At 33.3% G+C, this 19,799-nt stretch carries 18 protein-coding genes and 1 tRNA gene; 16 read left to right on the top strand and 3 right to left on the bottom strand.

Features of this window, described 5'->3' with window-relative positions:
* Positions 1-6 precede the first annotated feature (6 nt).
* Genes DMB92_RS02460 through DMB92_RS02470 form a run of 3 tightly spaced genes read left to right on the top strand, consistent with a single transcriptional unit; the run spans position 7 to position 2,625 of the window.
* Positions 7-1,584: a DNA methyltransferase gene (locus DMB92_RS02460; protein WP_142681466.1), complete on the top strand. Its 1,578-nt coding sequence runs from the start codon at positions 7-9 to the stop codon at positions 1,582-1,584.
* Between the two features lies 1 nt (position 1,585).
* Positions 1,586-2,353, top strand: a complete 768-nt coding sequence (locus DMB92_RS02465) for a TdeIII family type II restriction endonuclease (protein WP_142681467.1) — start codon at positions 1,586-1,588, stop codon at positions 2,351-2,353.
* Positions 2,354-2,385: 32 nt separating this feature from the next.
* Positions 2,386-2,625, top strand: coding sequence for a TdeIII family type II restriction endonuclease (locus tag DMB92_RS02470; RefSeq protein ID WP_142681468.1), 240 nt, complete (start codon positions 2,386-2,388; stop codon positions 2,623-2,625).
* Positions 2,626-2,636: 11 nt separating this feature from the next.
* Here DMB92_RS02470 and DMB92_RS02475 read toward each other — a convergent pair.
* A tRNA-Ile gene (locus DMB92_RS02475) sits at positions 2,637-2,713 on the bottom strand.
* 59 nt (positions 2,714-2,772) lie between these two features.
* Positions 2,773-3,888: an FtsW/RodA/SpoVE family cell cycle protein gene (locus tag DMB92_RS02480; protein WP_142681469.1), complete on the bottom strand. Its 1,116-nt coding sequence runs from the start codon at positions 3,886-3,888 to the stop codon at positions 2,773-2,775.
* Positions 3,889-3,962: 74 nt separating this feature from the next.
* On the opposite strand from DMB92_RS02480, the gene DMB92_RS02485 reads away from it, so the two are divergent.
* The 13 genes from DMB92_RS02485 to mnmC all read left to right on the top strand — a co-directional run bounded on the left by DMB92_RS02485 (position 3,963) and on the right by mnmC (position 19,154).
* Entirely contained in the window at positions 3,963-4,940 is a 978-nt protein-coding gene (locus DMB92_RS02485) for an RluA family pseudouridine synthase (RefSeq protein ID WP_142681470.1), read from the top strand.
* Positions 4,888-6,099, top strand: a complete 1,212-nt coding sequence (locus DMB92_RS02490) for a fibronectin type III domain-containing protein (RefSeq protein ID WP_142681471.1) — start codon at positions 4,888-4,890, stop codon at positions 6,097-6,099. The genes DMB92_RS02485 and DMB92_RS02490 overlap by 53 nt, the downstream gene beginning before the upstream one ends.
* Positions 6,099-7,286 (top strand): tRNA (guanosine(46)-N7)-methyltransferase TrmB, encoded by a 1,188-nt coding sequence (gene trmB / locus DMB92_RS02495; protein ID WP_142681472.1) that lies wholly within the window; start codon positions 6,099-6,101, stop codon positions 7,284-7,286. The genes DMB92_RS02490 and trmB overlap by 1 nt, the downstream gene beginning before the upstream one ends.
* A 77-nt stretch (positions 7,287-7,363) precedes the next feature.
* Positions 7,364-8,029 carry a cell division ATP-binding protein FtsE gene (locus DMB92_RS02500; protein WP_142681473.1) on the top strand — a complete coding sequence of 222 codons (666 nt, stop codon included), beginning with the start codon at positions 7,364-7,366 and terminating at the stop codon, positions 8,027-8,029.
* Entirely contained in the window at positions 8,016-8,822 is an 807-nt protein-coding gene (locus DMB92_RS02505; RefSeq protein ID WP_142681474.1) for an FtsX-like permease family protein, read from the top strand. Before DMB92_RS02500 ends, DMB92_RS02505 begins: the two co-directional genes overlap by 14 nt.
* Positions 8,819-9,988 (top strand): murein hydrolase activator EnvC family protein, encoded by a 1,170-nt coding sequence (locus DMB92_RS02510; protein WP_142681475.1) that lies wholly within the window; start codon positions 8,819-8,821, stop codon positions 9,986-9,988. The genes DMB92_RS02505 and DMB92_RS02510 overlap by 4 nt, the downstream gene beginning before the upstream one ends.
* A gap of 53 nt (positions 9,989-10,041) precedes the next feature.
* Entirely contained in the window at positions 10,042-10,767 is a 726-nt protein-coding gene (gene pyrH, locus DMB92_RS02515; protein WP_142681476.1) for a UMP kinase, read from the top strand.
* A 13-nt stretch (positions 10,768-10,780) separates the two neighbouring features.
* Positions 10,781-10,999, top strand: coding sequence for a DNA-directed RNA polymerase subunit omega (locus DMB92_RS02520; protein ID WP_142681477.1), 219 nt, complete (start codon positions 10,781-10,783; stop codon positions 10,997-10,999).
* Positions 10,986-13,187 carry a RelA/SpoT family protein gene (locus DMB92_RS02525; protein ID WP_142681478.1) on the top strand — a complete coding sequence of 734 codons (2,202 nt, stop codon included), beginning with the start codon at positions 10,986-10,988 and terminating at the stop codon, positions 13,185-13,187. The genes DMB92_RS02520 and DMB92_RS02525 overlap by 14 nt, the downstream gene beginning before the upstream one ends.
* Entirely contained in the window at positions 13,188-14,399 is a 1,212-nt protein-coding gene (gene tyrS / locus DMB92_RS02530) for a tyrosine--tRNA ligase (RefSeq protein ID WP_142681479.1), read from the top strand.
* Complete coding sequence (locus tag DMB92_RS02535) at positions 14,399-15,496, top strand: nitronate monooxygenase (RefSeq protein ID WP_142681480.1); 1,098 nt, start codon at positions 14,399-14,401, stop codon at positions 15,494-15,496. The genes tyrS and DMB92_RS02535 overlap by 1 nt, the downstream gene beginning before the upstream one ends.
* Complete coding sequence (locus tag DMB92_RS02540) at positions 15,489-17,312, top strand: N-acetylmuramoyl-L-alanine amidase (protein ID WP_142681481.1); 1,824 nt, start codon at positions 15,489-15,491, stop codon at positions 17,310-17,312. Before DMB92_RS02535 ends, DMB92_RS02540 begins: the two co-directional genes overlap by 8 nt.
* A gap of 3 nt (positions 17,313-17,315) precedes the next feature.
* On the top strand, positions 17,316-19,154 hold the full coding sequence (gene mnmC / locus DMB92_RS02545; protein WP_142681482.1) for a bifunctional tRNA (5-methylaminomethyl-2-thiouridine)(34)-methyltransferase MnmD/FAD-dependent 5-carboxymethylaminomethyl-2-thiouridine(34) oxidoreductase MnmC: 1,839 nt from the start codon (positions 17,316-17,318) through the stop codon (positions 19,152-19,154).
* Here the strand turns inward: mnmC and DMB92_RS02550 are convergent.
* Positions 19,151-19,798 carry a MarC family protein gene (locus DMB92_RS02550; RefSeq protein ID WP_142681483.1) on the bottom strand — a complete coding sequence of 216 codons (648 nt, stop codon included), beginning with the start codon at positions 19,796-19,798 and terminating at the stop codon, positions 19,151-19,153. The genes mnmC and DMB92_RS02550 overlap by 4 nt on opposite strands.
* Position 19,799 lies beyond the last annotated feature (1 nt).

The raw sequence follows: 19,799 nt of genomic DNA on the forward strand, positions 1-19,799 counted from the left end.
TAAAATATGCAAGATGATTTATTTGAAGAAAATGAGCTTTTAACACCAAAACAAAGTGCTCTTTGGGCTAGTGAGTATTTAAATAAAAATGTAACGAGTTCTAATATTATTTATCTTATAAATTATGGCAAAATTGCAAATTATGCTATTGATAAAAAGCAAAATTTAGTAAATAAAAATGAGCTAAAAAACTATTATGATAGCCTTTATACAAATGAAAATCTAGCTCATCCACTATCATTTTCGCAATATAAAGAAGCAGAGACTACAAAGCATATACATAGACTTCACCCATACAAGGGCAAGTTTATTCCACAGCTTGTAGAGTATTTTTTAGATTCTCATACTGATAATTTAAAAAAAGAAGTATTTTTTAAAAAAGGTGATATTGTGCTTGATATTTTTTGTGGTAGTGGCACTACTTTAAGCGTTGCAAATGAGCTAGGTATGCACGCAATAGGACTTGAAATATCGCAATTTAACACTCTAATATCTAATGCCAAGATAGAAAATTATGAGCTAAATCTTTTAGAAGCTAGTCTCTTAAAACTTAATAAAATATTAGAATCTAATATAAAAAATTCTAATATTTTAGAATTTGAAAACACTCTAAATCTGGCTTTAAGCGAATTTAATCAAAAATATTTTCCAAGAGAATTCAAAAGACAAGTAGCCTTAAAACAAATTAATGAAAAAACTTATAGCAAGGAAAAAGAGCAGGAATTTTTACTTATTTATGAAAAAATCGTGAGTGATTTTAATATAAATATTTATACAAATATAAATGGTAATTTTTTTGAAAAATGGTATTTTGACTTTATAAAAAGTGAAATAATGCTACTAAAAAATGAGATAGAAAAAGAACCTAAATTTTTGCAAAATATTTTAAGGCTTATTTTAAGTCGCACTGCAAGAAGCTGTAGGGCTACGACACATGCGGACTTAGCCACACTAAAAGAACCTATGATAAAAAGCTATTATTGTGCTAAACATGGCAGAATTTGCAAACCACTTTTTAGTATCCATAAGTGGTTTAAAAGCTATGCACAAGATACTTTAAAGCGTTTATATGAATTTAAGAATTTAAGAAGCGATACTATGCAACTTTGTCTAAACGCAGATGCTACAAATTGTGATATTATAGCTGAGCTTAAAAAACAAAACTCTTATGATTTAGCTAACTTAGTAGAAAGTAAAAAGATAGCTGGTATTTTTAGCTCTCCTCCTTATGTAGGGCTAATTGATTATCACGAACAACACGCTTATGCTTATGATATTTTTAATTTTCCTAGATTAGATAAATTAGAAATAGGCTCAAAAAGTGCTGGGCAAAGCAATAACGCAAAACAAAATTATGTAAAAAATATAGCCAAGGCCTTAAATAACGCTAAAAGATTTTTAAAAGATGATTACAATATTTTCTTAGTTGCTAATGATAAATTTAAGCTCTATCCACAAATTGCCCTTGAGGCAAATATGTGTATAGTAGGGCAGTTTGAACGCCCTGTGCTTAACCGTAGTGAAAAGGATAAGAACAAATATAGTGAAATTATTTTTCACTTAAAAGATGCTAAAGGAGTTTAAAATGCAAAAATTAAAACTAGAAATCAAAAATAAACTTACCCAAGCTTTAAGAAGTAAATTTGAAAACTATAAGCCTGAAAGTGTCTCTATGCCCTTTCATACAAGGCTTTTGGGTAAAGATAGAATGGCACTTTATAGTTTTATTCAAAGCCTTAATACAAATTTTGGCACAAGTATTTTTGAGCCAGTGGCAGAGCTTTTGGCAAAAAGTCGTTTTGATAAGGTAGAAAAGCAAAAAGACGCGGGCGGCACTATAAGCAAAAACGCGCAAAGGGCAATACAAGACATTATGGATAATTTAGAGAGTGCAAACACAAAACCAAACAAAAATGAAGAAATAGCTAAAATCTTAGAAGTGGCAAATAGCGGTGAAACAAGTAGTATAAAGCCTACTAAAATTGATTTATTTTTACAAAAAGATAATAATGTGTATTTAATTGACATAAAGACTGCTAAGCCAAATAAGGGAGGCTTTAAGGAGTTTAAAAGAACGCTTTTAACTTGGGTTGCCACCTATGCCTACACAGATTCTAACAATAAAAATATCAATACACTCATTGCTATCCCTTACAACCCTTACGAGCCAAAACCTTATCAAAGATGGACTATGGCTGGGATGCTAGACTTAAAAGCTGAATTAAAAGTAGCTGAGGAGTTTTGGGATTTTTTAGGCGGAAGTGGTAGTTATAATATGCTTTTAGAAGCTTTTGAAGAGGTGGGAATAGAAATACGAGAAGAAATTGATAATTATTTCAAACGATTTAAATAAAATGCTATTTGGCTTCAGATAGAAATTAATTTATTGATCTATTTTTACAAAAAGATAATAATGTGTATTTAATTGACATAAAAACAGCTAAGCCAAATAAGGGTGGCTTTAAAGAATTTAAGCACACACTTTTAACTTGGGTTGCCACCTATGCTTACACAGATTCTAACAATAAAAATATTAATACGCTTATTACTATTCCTTACAATCCTTACGAGCCAAAAACTTATCAAAGATGGACTATGGCTAGGATGCTAGACTTAAAAGTTTAAGTTTTATAAAATGGTGGATTTAGCAGGACTCGAACCTGCGACCAACCGGTTATGAGCCGGTTGCTCTAACCAACTGAGCTATAAATCCGCCTTGAAGTTTGAAATTATACTATTTTTTTCTTAAAATTTAGTTATATGTTTGATTTTTTACTTTCTGTTGCCAAGTTTGAAATTTTTATCCATCCAAGAATACCTAAAAGTAAGTAGATTTTGCAAGATACCAAAAAAGACCATGAAGGTTGTAAAAGAGCTTCCCCCATAGCTAAAAAATGGCAAAGGAATACCCACAACAGGAGCAAATCCTATAGTCATAGAAATATTTACGGCTGTATAAATAAATATAAACAAAGCAAGACAACTCGTAACCACCCGTATAAAATAATCCTCTTTAAATTTATAATTTAGGCTCAGTAAATGCAAGATCAAAAATACATAGCATACAATGAGTGCAGTTCCTCCTATAAAACCAAATCTTTCAACCACATAAGCAAAAATAAAATCACTCGTAGAAATAGGCAAAAATTTAAAATGCGTTTGTGTAGCAAATTCAGAAGTTTTTCCGCTAAGTCCGCCATTTCCTATGGCGATAATGGATTGTTTAACTTGATAGCTTGGCTTTTCAGACAAAAAGTCGTGAATTCTTTGTTTTTGATAAGGCTTTAAAAGATGAGTGTAGATGATGGGCGATGAGATCCCTATAACAAGGATAATACTTAGCCAAATTTTATAATTTACCCCTATGATAAAAAGAGTTCCAAAGCCAACGATAAGCAAAACCATCGCCGTTCCTAAATCAGGCTCGCCAGCGATAAGAACAAAGGGTAAAAGTATATAAAAACTCAGCCTTAAAAAGTCTTTAAGCTTATAACCATTTTTTGGAGGCGGTTTGTTATATATAAGATAAGCAAGCATAAGCATAAAAGAGGGTTTAAAAATTTCAGAAGGCTGAATGGTAAAATGCACAAAAGGGATCTCAAGCCATCTTTTTGCTCCAAGTTTTTCAACCCCAAATAAATCAACGCTCAAAAGCAAAATGATATTAATCCAATAAAGAGTAGGGATAATCCAAGAAAGTTTTTTGATAGGCAAAATAAAAAAAAAGCCAAAGGCTAGGAAGCCTACTAGGATATATACGATTTGTTTTTCGGCTAAGAAAGGATTTGCCTCAGCGATCAAAATAAAAGAAGTTACGATAATAGGGATAATCAAAACAGGCTGAACAAAGTCAAAATGTATAAGAATTCCCCTATCTAATTTGAGCAAAATGAAACCTTGATTATAAATTTTGTGTTATTATATGCTAAAAATGTGAATTTTAAATAAGTTTAGAAGAATAAATGCAAAAATTTTTAGTCCATACGCCTTGTCGCTTAGATGTGTTCTTAGCCCAAAGTCTTAATCAAAGCCGAAATCAAGTAAGTTTATTGATAAAAGATGAATGTATAAAAGTTAATTCTATCCTACAAAATAAAACCTCTTTTAAGCTTAAAGAAAATGATGAAGTTGAGGTGATTTTCAAAGAAAAAAGCCAAATACAAAATAACTTTGAAATTAATTTTGATATTGAGGTGCTTTTTGAAGATGAGGATTTACTTGTTATCAATAAGCCCCCATGCCTTGTTGTTCATGGAGCAAGTAGCGTGAAAGAAGCAACGCTTGTGGATTGGCTTTTGAGCAAAAATTATGCCTTATCAAGTTTAAATGGCTTGCAAAGAGCAGGTCTTATACACCGCTTGGATAAAGAAACAAGTGGGGCTTTAATCATAGCTAAAAATAATACTTCTCATCAAATTTTAAGCAAACAATTACAAGATAAAAGCATGGGAAGATACTATCTTGCTCTGATCGATCTTGCTTTAAAAGAAGATAAACTTGTTGTTGAAAAGGCTCTTGCAAGAGCCATAAATCACAGGATCAAAAAAACAGCCCTTGAAAAGGCTCGAAGCTCAAGTGGGATAAAACATGCAAAAAGTGCTTTTATTAATTTACTCAGCCAAGAACAAAAAGAGCCAAATCTCATAGCAGCAAAGCTTTTTACAGGACGCACACATCAAATAAGAGCGCATCTTGAAAGTTTAAATCGTCATATTTTAGGAGATGAACTTTATGGATATAGGGGTAAATTTAAAACTAGGGTTATGCTTCATGCTTATTTTGTGTATTTTTTACACCCAAAAACTCAAGAAAAGTACATAATTAAAGCACCAATTTATGATGATTTTAATACAATTTTACACAAATATTTCACACAAGGAGAAATTGATGAAAAAACTTCGCTTAGCTTTATTGAGCAGTGTTTTGATACTTTTGTTTAGTGCTTGTGTTCAAAAACAACAAAACACACAAGTAGTTAATGAAAGTTTGCCAAGAATAGAAAATTTAAAACATATAAGCGATATGAATAGCATTGCTTTTGAATGGTCTGCTCAGTATGATCAAGCAATTTCAGGCTTTTATCTTTATAGAAGCACCCAAGATAACACCCAAATGCAACTCATAGCTACCATTAAAAACAAATTTCAAACCCATTTCGTAGATAAAAATTTAGAGCCTGCAACAAAATATACCTATATGATGAGAACTTTTAATTCTCAAGGGCATGTTTCAGAAGATAGTGCTTTTGTGCAAGCTACAACACTTCCAAGACCTGCTAGTGTTCCTTTTGTTGAGGTTGTTAGGGGACTACCTAACAAGGTCAAGCTTATTTGGCGTCCTCACCCTGATTTAAGAGTAGCTTCTTATGTAATTGAAAGAGCTGAGGATAATAAGGTTGATTTTAAGTCTTTGGCTGAGGTAAAAGGAAGATTAAATGCTGAGTATATTGATGATAATCTCAAGCCAAATCGCTCTTTTGAATATAGAATTTTTGCAAAGACTTTTGATGGGGTGTATTCTGAATCAAGTGAAATTTTACAATCCACAACCAAAGCTTTACCTCCACAAATAAACAGCGTTTCAGCAAGCAAAGATGTGGCAGGAAAGATTGTTTTAACTTGGGAAAGTGTGCCATATGAAGACTTTGCGTATTATCAAGTTTATGCGAGCTCTTCTACTCTTTTGCCCTTTTCTATGATCGCTAAAACGCAAGAGCCTGCCTTTGAGGATATAGTTAATGAGGTTGGCAAGAGCAAAAGATATAAAATCACTATGGTTGATAAGGACGGACTTGAAAGCCCTATGCCAAATGATAGCGTGCAAGGGCAAACCTTAGCACCTCCTCAAGCTCCAAGTATCATTTCAGCTACCCCAACAGATAAAGGCATAGAACTTTTATGGACTCCAAATGATCATAGAGCTGTAAAATATGCTGTTAAAAGATATGGTGGTGGAGATGCGATCTTTAAAGATATCGCAGATACAAGGCTTGAAGATATTACGGCTGAGTATGGGCGTGTTTATACTTATGAAGTCATCGCTATTGATATTAATGGCTTAGAATCAAAGCCTTCATCAAGCATAAAGACAGGCAAATAATGCCAAATTTTAGGTGCAAAGAGCTTTTAGACTTAAATTTGCCCTTTGAAAAGGACGGGGTAAGCTTTTTATGGTGGGCAAAGAATGAACATACCTGCTTGATTTTTACTCAGGTTTTAAACTCAAGCTTTTTTTTGCAACTGAGCTGGGATAAGCAAGGTTTTTTCATCATCAAGGCTGAAAAGACCTTTAAACCCTCTCAAATAGGGTATTTACAAAAGGCTTTACTTGTATTTAAGCAAAATTTTTGCAAGCAAATTATCAGCGAGGCTTTTTCTTTTAAAAAGACACACCTAGCTAGAAAAACTTCTTTGATCGCTTATGATACTCAAAAACTTTTAGATCAAATTTCATTAAAGAAAAAAATTTATGTAGAAATAGGCTTTGGTTCAGGAAGACATTTACTCTTTTGGGCAAATAAAAACAAAGATATTTTTATCATCGGTATAGAAATTTATACACCTGCTTTAGAACAAGTAGCAAAGCTTGCCCTTGCTCAAAATTTAGACAATGTTTTACTTACTCAAAATGACGCAAGGCTTGTATTTAGTATCTTGCAATCAAATAGCGTGGATAAGATCTTTCTTCATTTTCCTGTTCCTTGGGATAAAAAGCCTCACAGAAGAGTAGTAAGCAAGTCTTTTGTTGATGAGTGTTTAAGGGTTTTAAAATGTGGTGGGAGTTTTGAGCTTCGCACTGATAGCAAGGAATATTTTGATTTTTCCTTGCAAAGTTTTTTAGAACATGAAAAGCTTAAGGCTCAAATTTACAAAAATGCTTCTTTAGATATTTCAAGCAAGTATGAAGATCGCTGGAAAAGGCAAGAAAAAGATATTTATGATCTTATTGTGATCAATGAAAATTCAAGCAAAGAGCTTGAGCAAATTAAAGATTTTGATCTTAAAGAGCTTTGTTTTGATAAAAAAAAGCTTGAAAATTTGCGTACGGCTTTTAAAAAGCAACATTTTAAGGGGGAAGATTTTTTCTTGCATTTGGAACAAATCTATGTCCAAGAAGAAAGGCTTATGCTAAAAATTTCTTTTGGAGCTTTTCATAAGCCAGAACATGCTTATTTACTCTTATCAAAACAAAGTGAATTTGTGTTTCACAAGCCCTTTACAACAAAAGAAAATCTCAAAGCCTTTGATAAACTCAAAGAAATTTTGATAAATTTAAGCAAAAATTAGTCTCAAAGAGAGCTTTTTTCTTGAAATTTAAGTAAAAATAAAGCATAATGTAAGATTATATTTTTGTAAGGATAGCAATGCCACATTTGATACAGGCACAAAATTTATGTTTAGGATATGATGAACTTGTGATTGAAAAGGCAAATTTTGCCTTTAATGATAAAGATTTTGTTTTCATTACAGGCAAAAGTGGGAGTGGAAAATCCACACTTTTAAAGTCATTTTATGGAGATTTAGAGCCTTTGGCTGGAAAACTCGAGGTTTGTGAGAGTTCTTTGAAAGGTATAGGGAATTTTGAGCTTTTAAAGCTAAGACAAAAGATAGGTATTATTTTTCAAGATTATAAACTCATTCAAGAATACAGCATTGAAAAAAATATTATGCTTCCTTTAATGATCAAAGGTTATAGTAAAAAAGCTTGTCAAGAGCAGGCTGCAAAGCTTTTAAAACATGTGAATTTAATCTTCAAGGCTAATAAAAAGCCTGATCAGCTCTCAGGTGGAGAACAACAAAGAGTAGCCATGGCAAGAGCTTTAGCACACAATCCTAAGCTTTTGCTCTGCGATGAACCAACAGGAAATTTAGACGAATACAGCTCAGATATCATTTGGACGCTTTTAAAATCAGCTAATGAAGTTTTAAAAGCCTGCGTTGTCGTAGTTACTCATAGAATTCCTAGTCATTTAAAAGTAAATTACAGAAGATTTAATATAGAAAATGGGAAAATGAATGAAGTCTTTTAAAACACATTTATCTTTAATCTTTCCCTTGGTGTTCATCATGTTTGCTTTTGAGTTTATTTTGGTGATTAATGCGACGATTAGGCATTATGAAGAGTTGTTAAATAAGGATTATAATATCATCATAGCAAGCTCAAGTACACTTGATGAGGTAAATTTAAAAACACGAATTCCAGATCTTGCTAGCATAGTCAGTTTAGATGCTAAAAGCATGATACAAAGGTTAAAAAATGATGTTTCAGCACGAAATCTTAGTGCCTTAGAAAAGTCTTTACCCCAGTTTTATTCTCTAAAATTAAGTTCTTTGCCTTCTCAAAAAGATTTAGAACAAATCAAACAAAAACTTACCCAAATTCCAAGTGTTCTTAAGGTTGAAACCTTTTCTAAAACCTATGATAAGGTATATACTTTGCTTGTATTGGTTGAATTTGTTTTGTGGCTTTTTTCTTTTATTATCATTGCCTTAAGTTTCACACTCTTTTTAAAACAAATGAAAATTTGGCTCTTTGAACATATACAAAGGGTGCAAATTCTTTGTTTATTTGGAGCTCCTTTTTGGTTTCGATCCTTTATGCTCTATAAGATCGTTTTTGTGGATTGCTTAGTAGCTTTTTTGCTTGTTTTAGCCTTTTTCACTCAGGTGTATTCACTTGATATACTTATGCAAAGTTTGGAAAAAGTAGATATCATCTTACCAAAGATAAATTTTCTTATGCATTTAGGCTTGATATTTGCCTTTGTGCTGTGTGTCAGCTTGCTTTGCGTAAATAGTGTGATGTTTAAGGTTAAAAGATGAGATTTTTTTGTATTTTTCTTTTGCTTTTAACTTTTATCAATGCTGATGAGATCAAGGAAAAATCAAAAAATTTAAAAGAAAATGAAAGGATAGCAAATCAGCTTAATAAAAAATTAGAAGATCTAGCCAAAGATATACTCAGCAGTGAGAAAAATCTTGCAAATTTAGCAACTCAAATTGAAAAGTTAAATACTGAAACCTCAAGGCTTTCTCAAAGTGCTAAGGTGCAAAATCAAGAACTTGCAAATTTAAGCTCGCAAAATAAAAATCTTCTTAAAAATAAAAACGATATTGAAAGTAAACTTATTAACTTAATCGCTAAGGATTTTGCTTATGAACTTGCTTTGCCAAGTGGATATATAGAAAGCGAGGAAAGTTTTATAGCCTTTGAGGTGTTAAATACTCTTGATGCGGTTTTAAAAGAGGATTTTTATAAACTCTCTAAGGATTATGAGGATATTTCAAAACTCATTGATGATAAGCAAAAACAAATCAATGTCATTAACAATAATCTTAAAGAATATAATAGCCAAATAGCAAAGCTTGAAGAGCTTAAAAAAAAACAAGTTGAAGAGATCAACAAGCAAAAAACAGATAGAAGTATTTATACTAAAAAGCTTAGTGATTTACAAAAGCAACAAGTAGAGCTTCGAAAAACACTTGCTACGCTCAAAATCACAGATGAAAATAAAGAACAACAAATCAATAAAAACTCAAGCTCAAATCAAAGAATTAGGCAACTAGGATCAAGCTATCAAGGCTCTTTGGTTAAAAGATATACAGGGAAAAAGACCATTGCACCGCTTGATAATTTTAGCGTAAAGCAAAAATTTGGAAACTATATTGATCCTGTATATAATATCAAGCTTTTTAATGAAAATGTGGTTTTAAGAAGCAAAAGTTCTGATGCGACAGTTAAAAGTGTTTTAGCGGGTAAGGTTGTTTTTGCTAAGGAAACAAATTTGCTTCAAAAGGTTGTGATAGTGGAGCATTCAAATGGCATTCATACTATTTATGCACATTTAGATAAGATAGCACCCACGGTAAAAGTAGGGAAAAATGTAAAAAAAAGCGAGGTTTTAGGTCGGGTAAAAAATGATCTTACCTTTGAGGTAACGCAGGAGAAATTTCATATCAATCCTTTGGAGCTGATCTCTTTAAATTAATCAAATACAAAGGCTTTTTATGATAGAATTTGGAGCTTAGAAAAGGGGAAGAAATGCTAGATAATGATAAAATAAAAAGGGTTTTGGTTAAATTTTCAGGCGAGGCTTTGGCTGGAGAAAACGGCTTTGGTATAGAAAATGATATTTTAAAATACATTGCAAATCAGATCAAAGAACTTGTCATCAATGATATTCAAGTGGGTATAGTTATAGGTGGAGGAAATATCATTAGAGGAGTATCAGCTGCAAAAGGCGGACTTATAAAAAGAACGAGTGGCGATCATATGGGTATGCTAGCAACTGTTATTAATGCTATTGCTATGCAAGAAGCCTTAGAAAGTAGTGGGCTTGATGTGAGGGTGCAAAGCGCTATTCAAATGGAAGCTTTTTGTGAAACTTATATCATGAGAAGAGCTCAAAGACACCTAGAAAAGGGCAGAGTAGTTATCTTTGCTGCAGGAACAGGAAATCCTTACTTTACAACAGATACAACAGCGATTTTAAGAGCGGTGGAAATCGAAGCAAAGCTTATCATAAAAGCAACAAAGGTTGATGGGGTTTATGATAAAGATCCACATAAATTTGAAGATGCGAAATTTTTAAATACCCTAAGCTATGAAGAGGCGATGAAAGACAATATAAAAGTGATGGACGATACAGCTATTGCTTTAGCTAAGGATAATAAACTTCCTATAGTGGTTTGCAACATGTTTCATGATGGAAATTTATTAAGGATTATTCAAGGGGATATGAGCAAATGCTCTATCGTTACAAACTAAAAAAGGAGAAAATATGCAAAGAATGGAAGAAATAGCAACAAAGGCTTTGGAGCGTTTAAAAAATGACAGATACAAGCTTTCTTTAGTGGTTGCTAAAAGAGCTGAAGAACTTGCAAATGGTGCTTCACCACTAGTTGATCTAGACAAAAATAAGGTTAAATTAGCTGATATTGCTCTTTATGAAATCGCAGAAAATAAAATCATTTTAGAGGATAGTGTTGAAACCTATTGATGAGGAGATATTACTTGAGCAACTCATAGAAGAAATTTATGAGTGCAAAGACTTGCAAAAAGCCCAAGAACTACTTTTTTCACTTTGTCCTGAGAGCGAGTCTATACAAAAGGCAGTGAACTTTTGTATTAAGGCTCATGAGGGACAGCAAAGAAAGGGTGGCGAACCTTATGCTGTGCATCCTATCTTAGCGGCTTCTTTGGTAGCTTATCTTAGCTCAAATGAGACTATGATAATAGTAGCCTTACTTCATGATGTGATAGAAGATACACCACACAGCGAAGAAGAGTTAAGAAATGAATTTGGTTCAGAAGTTGCTAGGCTTGTTCATGGACTTACGAAGATTGCCGAGATCAGAGAGGATAATTTTAACTCTAAATTCAGTAAAAATTTAACCAAATCCGCACTTACTTTTAGAAATATGCTTTTAGCAAGTATCGAAGATGTAGGCGTTTTAGTCATCAAGCTTTGTGATAGACTTCACAATATGCTTACCTTAAATGCTTTAAGAGAAGATAAAAGAAAAAGAATCAGCGAGGAAACCTTGGTCGTTTATGCACCCATAGCTCATAGACTTGGGATTTCTAGCATTAAAAACTATCTTGAGGATTTAAGTTTTAAGTATTTAATGCCTGATGAATATACTCAAATTGATAATTACATTAACTCAAACGATCAGCAAATGCAACTTGGACTTAATGAGTTTATTTCAAAAATCGAACTTTTATTTTTAAAAAATGGTTTTAGACAAGGAAGCTTTGAAATTCATAAACGCATAAAGCATAATTATTCGGTATATCTTAAAATGCAAAGAAAGGGTGTAAGTATAGAAGAAGTACTTGACTTACTTGGGGTTAGGATTATGGTTCAAGATGTGAGCGAGTGCTATCTTGCTTTGGGAATTTTACATACGCATTTTAATCCTTTAATCTCTCGTTTCAAAGACTATATAGCCTTGCCAAAACAAAATGGCTATCAAACTATACATTCAACACTTTTTGATACAAAAAATATCATAGAAGCTCAAATTCGAACCTTTGATATGCACAAGGTGGCTGAGTTTGGTGTTGCTGCACATTGGAAGTATAAAGAAGGCGGAGCTGGAGTTCAAACTCCAAAGCTTGATTGGCTTAATGATATTTCTATGAGAAGTGCTAATAATATCGAAAATCCAGAAGATTATAATGCCGTAGAACTTTACGAATACGCCAAAGATAGTCTTTATATAGAAGATATTGCCGTGTATTCTCCAAAGGGCGAAATTTTTACCTTACCAAGAGGGGCTACTGTGCTTGATTTTGCTTATGAGGTGCATACTAAGATAGGGCTTCATGCAAAAACTGCCTATGTGAACCGCGTTAGAGTTCCGCTTTTAACAGAGCTTAAAAATGGAGATATCGTTCGCGTAGTAACAAGCAATGATAAATTCTATCGTTGTTCTTGGATAGATAGTGTTAAAACAGGTAAGGCAAAAGCAAATATTAGAGAATTTTGTAAGCAAAAGATAAGAGAGATTAATTTGCAAGTATCAATAGGGGTTCTTGCAAATATATTCAATGAAAGTCATGAAATCATTAATGCTTGGATAGAAAAAGAACATTTATCGCGTAAAATTAGACAAGTAAGTATTGATAGTGCTTATTTTAAAGATGTTGTGAATGCTTTGAAAAAATATGCGAAAAAATCTTATCTTTTTGATCGTTATGAGCTTAAAGAACAAAAATTTGATAATATAAAAGTGATTAGCAACCGAAAATACACAAATATAGACTTTGATTTTTGTTGTAGACCAAAAAAAGGTGATGCCATCGTAGCTTTTTCAAATGCAGGAAGTATTACCTTGCATCATAAGCTTTGCGATAAGGCAGAAAAAATGCTTGAAGAACAAGCCCCTATGGTTTTTGTTGAATGGAGCGGAACAACTTTGAAAAGTTATAAGCTCATTTTTTCCTTAGAAAATAAAAAAGGAGCTTTGGCTGAGTTTTTAACAAATTTAGCTAAAATGCAAATCAATGTTTTAAGTATCAATGTTTCTAATGAACCAAGTTCTATAGCAGATTATTTTGAGGTTCATATTGAACTTCCTGAAAATATAGAAGAAAATGTGTTTAAAGAAAGGCTTAAAAATAGATATAAAATCGTTGATTTTACTTCTTTAAACGACGCGTATAATCAGCAAGGAAAATAAATGAACATAAAAGAAATTTTAAAAGATATAAAAAAGGGTGTAGCCGAGCTTATCGATGAAGAAAGACTTGAAATTTTGGTAAAAAATTATTACGAAAAGGGTGAAAATTTCTTTGTCAAAGCAGGTTTTGATCCTACTGCACCTGATTTACACTTAGGGCATAGTGTAGTGTTAGGTAAAATGGCACTTTTGCAAAAACATGGAGCTATAGTGCAGTTTTTAATCGGCGATTTTACAGGACAAATAGGCGATCCAAGTGGCAAAAACGCTACAAGAAAAAAGCTTGACAAAGAAGAGGTCTTAAAAAATGCTAAAACATACGAAGAGCAGGTTTTTAAAATTTTAGATAAAGAAAAAACTCAAATTTGTTTTAATTCCAAATGGCTTAATGAGCTTGGAGCAGTGGGTATGATAGAACTTGCTTCAACTTTTAGCGTAGCTCGTATGCTTGAAAGAGATGATTTTGCAAAAAGATATAAAGAACAAAGCCCTATTTCAGTGAGCGAGTTTATGTATCCTCTTTTGCAAGGCTATGACAGCGTGGCTTTAAATTGTGATATTGAAATGGGTGGAACAGATCAGAAATTTAACCTTCTCATGGGACGACATTTACAAAGAACTTATGGAGCAAAAAAAGAACAAGTTGTCTTGATGATGCCTTTGCTTGTGGGGCTTGATGGTGTAAATAAAATGAGCAAAAGCTTGGGAAATTATATCGGTGTTACTGAAAATGCAAACGATATGTATGCGAAAATTTTAAGCATTAGTGATGAATTGATGATTGATTATTATGAGCTTTTGAGTGAAATTTCAAGTGCTGAGTTTGAAAAATTAAAGCTTGATTTAAAACAAGGTATAATTCACCCTAAAAAAGTCAAAGAAAATTTAGCTTTAGAAATCACTGCAAGATTTCATTCACAAGAAAAGGCTAAAATAGCACAAGATGAATTTGACAAGGTTCATAAAGCAAAGGCATTGCCAAGTGATATTGCTGAGTTTAGCATTTCAAGTGAGCAGGGAAAACTTTGGCTTGCAAAGGCTTTGGTTGAATGTGGCTTAGAAAGTTCAACCTCAGCAGCAAGAAGAAGTATCACAGCAAATGCTGTTAGTGTTGATTCAAAAAAGATAAATGATGAGCAGTTTAAACTCGAAAAAGGCGAGTTTATCTTACAAGTAGGCAAAAGAAAATTCGCTAAATTAAAGGTGTTGTAATGGATTTTCAAGCTTTAAAAATAGGAAAGCATACGATTAGGTATCCGATTTTTCAAGGTGGAATGGGGCTAGGTATTAGCTGGGACCGCCTTGCTTCAGCTGTTTCTTTAAATGGGGGTTTAGGTATTATTTCTTCAGTGGGAACAGGATATTATGAAAATAGATCTCATGTAAAAAAAGAACTTAATCTTAAGCCTTATGGAAGTGAAAATTTTTATTCAAAAGAGGGTTTGAAAGCTGTTATTACTAATGCAAGAAAGGTTTGTGGCGATAAGCCTTTAGGCTGTAACATACTTTGTGCGAGCAATGATTATGCAAGGATAGCAAGAGATGCTTGCGAGGTGGGTTTTAATGTCATAGTGAGCGGAGCTGGTTTGCCGACAAATTTACCTGAATTTACTGCTGATTTTCCAGATGTTGCTTTAGTTCCCATAGTTTCATCAGCTAAGGCTTTGAGGATTATTTGTAAAAGATGGCAAAGCAGATACAACCGCTTGCCTGATGCCATTGTTGTTGAGGGTCCAAAAAGTGGCGGACATCAAGGCTTTACCTATGAGCAATGTTTAGACCCAAATTTTCAGCTTGAGGCTATAGTTCCTCCTATTGCTAAGGAGATTAAAGAATGGGGCGATTTCCCTCTTATTGCAGCTGGTGGTATTTGGGATAAAAAAGATATAGAAAAAATGATGAACTTAGGAGCAAATGGCGTTCAAATGGGAACGCGTTTTATCGGGACCTTTGAATGTGATGCAAGTGATGAATTTAAGGAAGTTTTGCTTGCTTGTAAAGAAGAAGATATAGAACTTTTAAAATCTCCGGTAGGTTATCCTGCAAGAGGGGTTCGCACAAATTTATTAAATTTAGTTGATAAGAGAATGGGACCAAAGATAAATTGTATCAGCAACTGCGTCTCCCCTTGTCAGAGGGGAAAAGAAGCAACTAAGGTTGGATACTGTATAGCAGACCGTCTTTTTGATGCTTGGAGTGGAAAAAAAGAAACAGGGCTTTTTTTCACAGGAGCAAATGGATACCGCTTAGATAAGCTCATAAGCGTAAAAGAGCTTATGGATAAACTTGTTCATGGTGAAGATGTGTAAATTTTTTTTTGTATTTTTTATTTTTCTTTCTCAGCTTTTTGCAGCCTATGAGGCTCAATTATCTGATTTTGATAAAAATTTCATCAGCTCAAATGAAAAATTAAGATTTCATCATCAACTTCAAAATTTATATGTTCAAAGCATTATCAATGAAGATGAAAAAAGCAAAACAGAAATCCTAAAACGCCTAGTCATCAGCTCAAATACACTAAATTTAGACGATAGCTCTTATGTGGCTGAATTAAAGCAAAGTGGGCTTACAACGGCTAATATTAAGAATTTACAAGCAAATAACACAGCTAAGAATTCAAACACAAAATCTTCACAAAATACTTCTAATAAAAACGAAAACAAAACCCTCTTTGTTTTGGGTGTAAAAACCTCAGAAGATGGCTTAGAGCTTGGTTTGAGTGCAAATTTAGATAAAGAGGATTTAAAGATTTTTGAACTTGAGGAAAAGACAAATTTCCGCTATGTTATAGACTTTGAAGCTGCTTTAGATGTGGGGAGAAAAAACTTTAGTTGGGGCGATATAGATGGATCAATCGCTCAGTTTAATCCCAAAACAACAAGGCTGGTTTTACACGCTAAGACTAAATTTAAACCTGAGATTAGCTTTGCAAATAAAAGCTTAATGATTAGCTTTAAAATATCTCAATCTTCAAAAATCACTCAAGAGCCAAAAAAAGAAGTTCAAAAACAAGTGCAAAAAGCAAATCAAAAGCCCCTTTTTGTGCTTAAAAGCTCTAAAGAAAATGCAGGTATCACGCTTGTTTTAAGTGATGAGCTTGAAAAAGATGAACTAAAAAGCTTTACGATGAAAGCTGGTGGTGCGTTTCGTCAAATTTTTGACTTTGAAGCTACGCTTGAGGGAGGTAGGAAAAATTTTAACTTTGGTAAAAACTCTATCACTTTAACACAATATACGCCAAAAATCGTTCGTGTGGTGCTTAATTCGAACAAAAATTTTAAACCTGTATTAAATTTTGAAGATAAAAAGCTTTATATGGGTTTTGAAAATTTAAGCACCAAAGCTCAGCCAAAGCAAAATACTTCAAATCCCTCTCAAAGCCAGCAAGTATCTGTAAGCAAAACAGAAAACAAAGCTCCTGCACGCAGTTTTCGTGCAAGTAAAACCATAGTCATAGACGCAGGACATGGAGGAAAGGACGCTGGAGCTTTAGGAGCTGGAGGAAAGCTTTTTGAAAAAACTGTGGTGCTAAATACGGCTTTAAAGCTTGGTAATGAACTAAAAAAACGCGGTTATAAGGTGTATTATACAAGGACAAAGGATACTTTCATCAATCTTAGGGACCGAACAAAGGTTGCAAATAACAAAAGGGCAAATCTTTTTATCTCAATCCACGCTAATGCTGCACCAAACAAAAACAAAGCAGCCACTATGCAAGGCGTGGAAACCTTTTTTTTAAGTCCTGCTAGAAGTGAAAGAAGCAGGGAAGTAGCTGCTCAGGAAAATCAATCCGATGTTGAAGAAATGAATTATTTTGGAAAGCAAACAACGATTTTGCATTCTTTAAGTAGAGATAAGATCATTGCTTCAAATAAACTTGCTATAGATGTTCAAAAGGGAATGTTAAGTGCTTTGAGAAAAAAATATAAAATCATTGACGGAGGAGTGAGAGAAGCTCCTTTTTGGGTGTTAGTAGGGGCTCAAGATATGCCTGCTATCTTGATCGAAATGGGCTATATCACGCATCCTGAAGAGGGCAAAAGGCTTGCAAATAACGCCTTTCAAGAAAGTATAGCCGATGGTATAGCCGATGGTATAGACAATTATTTTTATTACAATCCTTGATTTATGCAAAAAGCAAGCCTTATCTTTAAAGACAATACCCCTTATTCTACTCTCTTTGAGGATTTTTATTTTAACTCAAAAGAAGGCATTGAAGAGAGCGAGTTTGTTTATACCAAAGCCTTTGAATTTGAGCAAAAAGACACTTTCATCATAGCCGAGCTTGGTTTTGGCATAGGCTTAAATTTCTTTCTTACACTTCAAAGATTTCTAGGACTTAAAAATCGCCCAAAAAAGCTTTTTTATGTGAGTTTGGAAGGTTTTTATCTTTCTTGCGAAGAGCTTTTGCAAAGTTATAAAAAACTTGGTATTTATGAGAAATTTAAAGATTTTTTAGAACCTTTTTTAAAAGCTTATCCAAAGTGCAAGGACGGAATGTATCGTTTTTATTTTGAGGATTGTTTTTTAGATCTTGTTTTTGCAGACGCAAGAAAGGGGATCAAAGAGCTTGATTTTAAGGCTGATGTTTGGTATTTAGACGGCTTTTCGCCAAGAACTAATCCAACTTTGTTTGATGAGGATATGATCAAAGAAGTAGCAAGACTGAGCAAGAAAGGCACGCAAATTTGCACCTTTTCTGCTTCTTCTTTGCTCAGAAAAGCCTTAGAAAAATATAATTTTAAAATACAAAAGCTTCAAGGCTTTCGAAAAAGACAAATGATACGAGCTTTTTTTGAGGGTTTTGAATTTGATGATACGCAAGCTTATTTTGCAAGGACAAAACCAAGACATAAAAACAAAAAAGTTGCTATCATAGGTGCTGGCATAGCAGGGGCAAGTCTTGCCTTTGAACTTGGTTTAAGAGGTTTTGAGGTAAGCGTTTTTGATAAAAAAGCTGATTTAAATTTAGGGGCAAGTGCTAATGAGGCAGGTATTTTAAGTTCTTTGATCTTAAAAGAAGGCGTGAGTTTGGGCGAATTTAGTCAAAGTGCTTTTTATGAGGCTTCAAGATTTTATAAACGCCATTTAAAGCTTGAGTTAAACGGAGTTTATGAGTTTGCATACTCAAATTTAATGAAAGAGCGTTTTTTAAGTCAAGATAAAAATCCCTTGTTTAGGATAGAAGATGATAAGGCTTTTTTGGAAGATGGTGGCATGATCAAGCCCTCATATATCGTCAAAGAGCTTTTTAAAAAAAGCAAAGCAAAGCTTTATTTTTCTCATGAGTTTTTAAAATATGGCTTTGAAAACGGAGTTTTTGAGCTTTTTTTCAAGCAAAAAGCTTCCTTTCAGGGTTTTGACATACTTATTTATGCTATGGGTGCTGATAGCAAGGATTTCATTAATTTTAAGGCTATGAATTTAAGTAAGGTTAGAGGGCAGCTTACTCATCTTAAGCCTTTTTTAAATACCCCTTATCCGCTTTCATCTAAGGGCTATATCTGCCCTATATGTGATACCATGCAAGTTATTGGTGCAACTTATGATAGGCTAAATCAAGATCAAGCTTCTTTAAAAAGTGATGATGAACAAAATATCAAAAATATACAAGAATTTATCAAAGATGATATTTCTTTTGAGGTGATTGGCTCAAGGGTAGCTTTTCGGTCGTATTCAAGCGATAGATTTGCTATTATTGGCAGTGCTTATGATGAGAATTTGTATTTAAAGACATATAAAAGTTTGTTGTGGAGCAAAAACAAGGCTCAAGTGCCTGTGGAAAATGATTTGAGCTTATATTTTGCCTTTGGTTTTGGCTCAAGAGGCTTTGCAACAGCTATACTTGGGGCTAGGTATTTGTGTGCCTTGATCAATGATGAGCCTTTGGGTATCTTAAAATCTTTCGTCAAAGACATTCATCCGGCAAGATTTTTAATACGAGAGCTTAAAAAGGGCAAAATTTAAGCAAGAATAAAAATATCTTTTATCCCAACGATGAGCATTTTCACACCTATAGCCATGATAAATACCTGAGCAATGCGTGAAAAAATATGCAAGATGAGCTTTCCTACTATCCTTTCTATCGTGGCTGCAAAGTGAAATAAAATAAACATAAAAGCAAAGGCAAAGCACACACAACCAAAACCAATAAGCATACCACTATCTTCGCTAACCACAATCACAGTTGAAAGCGCTCCAGGACCTACAAGCATAGGAAAAGCCATAGGAATGATACTTTTTCTTAAAATTTCATTTTCGCTTAAATTTTGGTATTGGCTAAAATCCTGCTTACTTTTGTGTGCTTCTGAGCTTAAGAGTAGATTTTTTGTTGCCATAACCATCAAAATAAGCCCACCAGCAATACGCAAGTCATCAAGTCCTATGTTGAAAATATATTTCATCATAAAAGGACCTGTAAATAAAAAGGTCATCACTATAGTTAAAGCTGTATAAAGAATGATCCTAAAAAGCTTTTTCCTTGTTGTAAGCACCATATCTTCGGTCATGGAAAGAAATTGTGTTAAATTTCCAAAAGGATTAAGTACTGCAAGTAAGGTAATGGCAGCAAAAAACATAGCATAAAAATGACTTTGAAAATCCGCAAACATT

Origin of the sequence: Campylobacter sp. MIT 99-7217 (assembly GCF_006864365.1) — a bacterium.
Classification (GTDB): Bacteria; Campylobacterota; Campylobacteria; order Campylobacterales; family Campylobacteraceae; genus Campylobacter_D.

Coding starts and splice junctions, on each gene's coding strand:
- DMB92_RS02540 (WP_142681481.1), top strand. CDS start 15,489: ATGTGTAAATTTTTTTTTGTATTTTTTATTTTTCTTTCTCAGCTTTTT.
- DMB92_RS02500 (WP_142681473.1), top strand. CDS start 7,364: ATGCCACATTTGATACAGGCACAAAATTTATGTTTAGGATATGATGAA.
- tyrS (WP_142681479.1), top strand. CDS start 13,188: ATGAACATAAAAGAAATTTTAAAAGATATAAAAAAGGGTGTAGCCGAG.
- mnmC (WP_142681482.1), top strand. CDS start 17,316: ATGCAAAAAGCAAGCCTTATCTTTAAAGACAATACCCCTTATTCTACT.
- DMB92_RS02485 (WP_142681470.1), top strand. CDS start 3,963: ATGCAAAAATTTTTAGTCCATACGCCTTGTCGCTTAGATGTGTTCTTA.
- DMB92_RS02520 (WP_142681477.1), top strand. CDS start 10,781: ATGCAAAGAATGGAAGAAATAGCAACAAAGGCTTTGGAGCGTTTAAAA.
- DMB92_RS02510 (WP_142681475.1), top strand. CDS start 8,819: ATGAGATTTTTTTGTATTTTTCTTTTGCTTTTAACTTTTATCAATGCT.
- DMB92_RS02490 (WP_142681471.1), top strand. CDS start 4,888: ATGAAAAAACTTCGCTTAGCTTTATTGAGCAGTGTTTTGATACTTTTG.
- DMB92_RS02460 (WP_142681466.1), top strand. CDS start 7: ATGCAAGATGATTTATTTGAAGAAAATGAGCTTTTAACACCAAAACAA.
- DMB92_RS02505 (WP_142681474.1), top strand. CDS start 8,016: ATGAAGTCTTTTAAAACACATTTATCTTTAATCTTTCCCTTGGTGTTC.
- DMB92_RS02465 (WP_142681467.1), top strand. CDS start 1,586: ATGCAAAAATTAAAACTAGAAATCAAAAATAAACTTACCCAAGCTTTA.
- DMB92_RS02550 (WP_142681483.1), bottom strand. CDS start 19,798: ATGTTTGCGGATTTTCAAAGTCATTTTTATGCTATGTTTTTTGCTGCC.
- trmB (WP_142681472.1), top strand. CDS start 6,099: ATGCCAAATTTTAGGTGCAAAGAGCTTTTAGACTTAAATTTGCCCTTT.
- DMB92_RS02535 (WP_142681480.1), top strand. CDS start 14,399: ATGGATTTTCAAGCTTTAAAAATAGGAAAGCATACGATTAGGTATCCG.
- pyrH (WP_142681476.1), top strand. CDS start 10,042: ATGCTAGATAATGATAAAATAAAAAGGGTTTTGGTTAAATTTTCAGGC.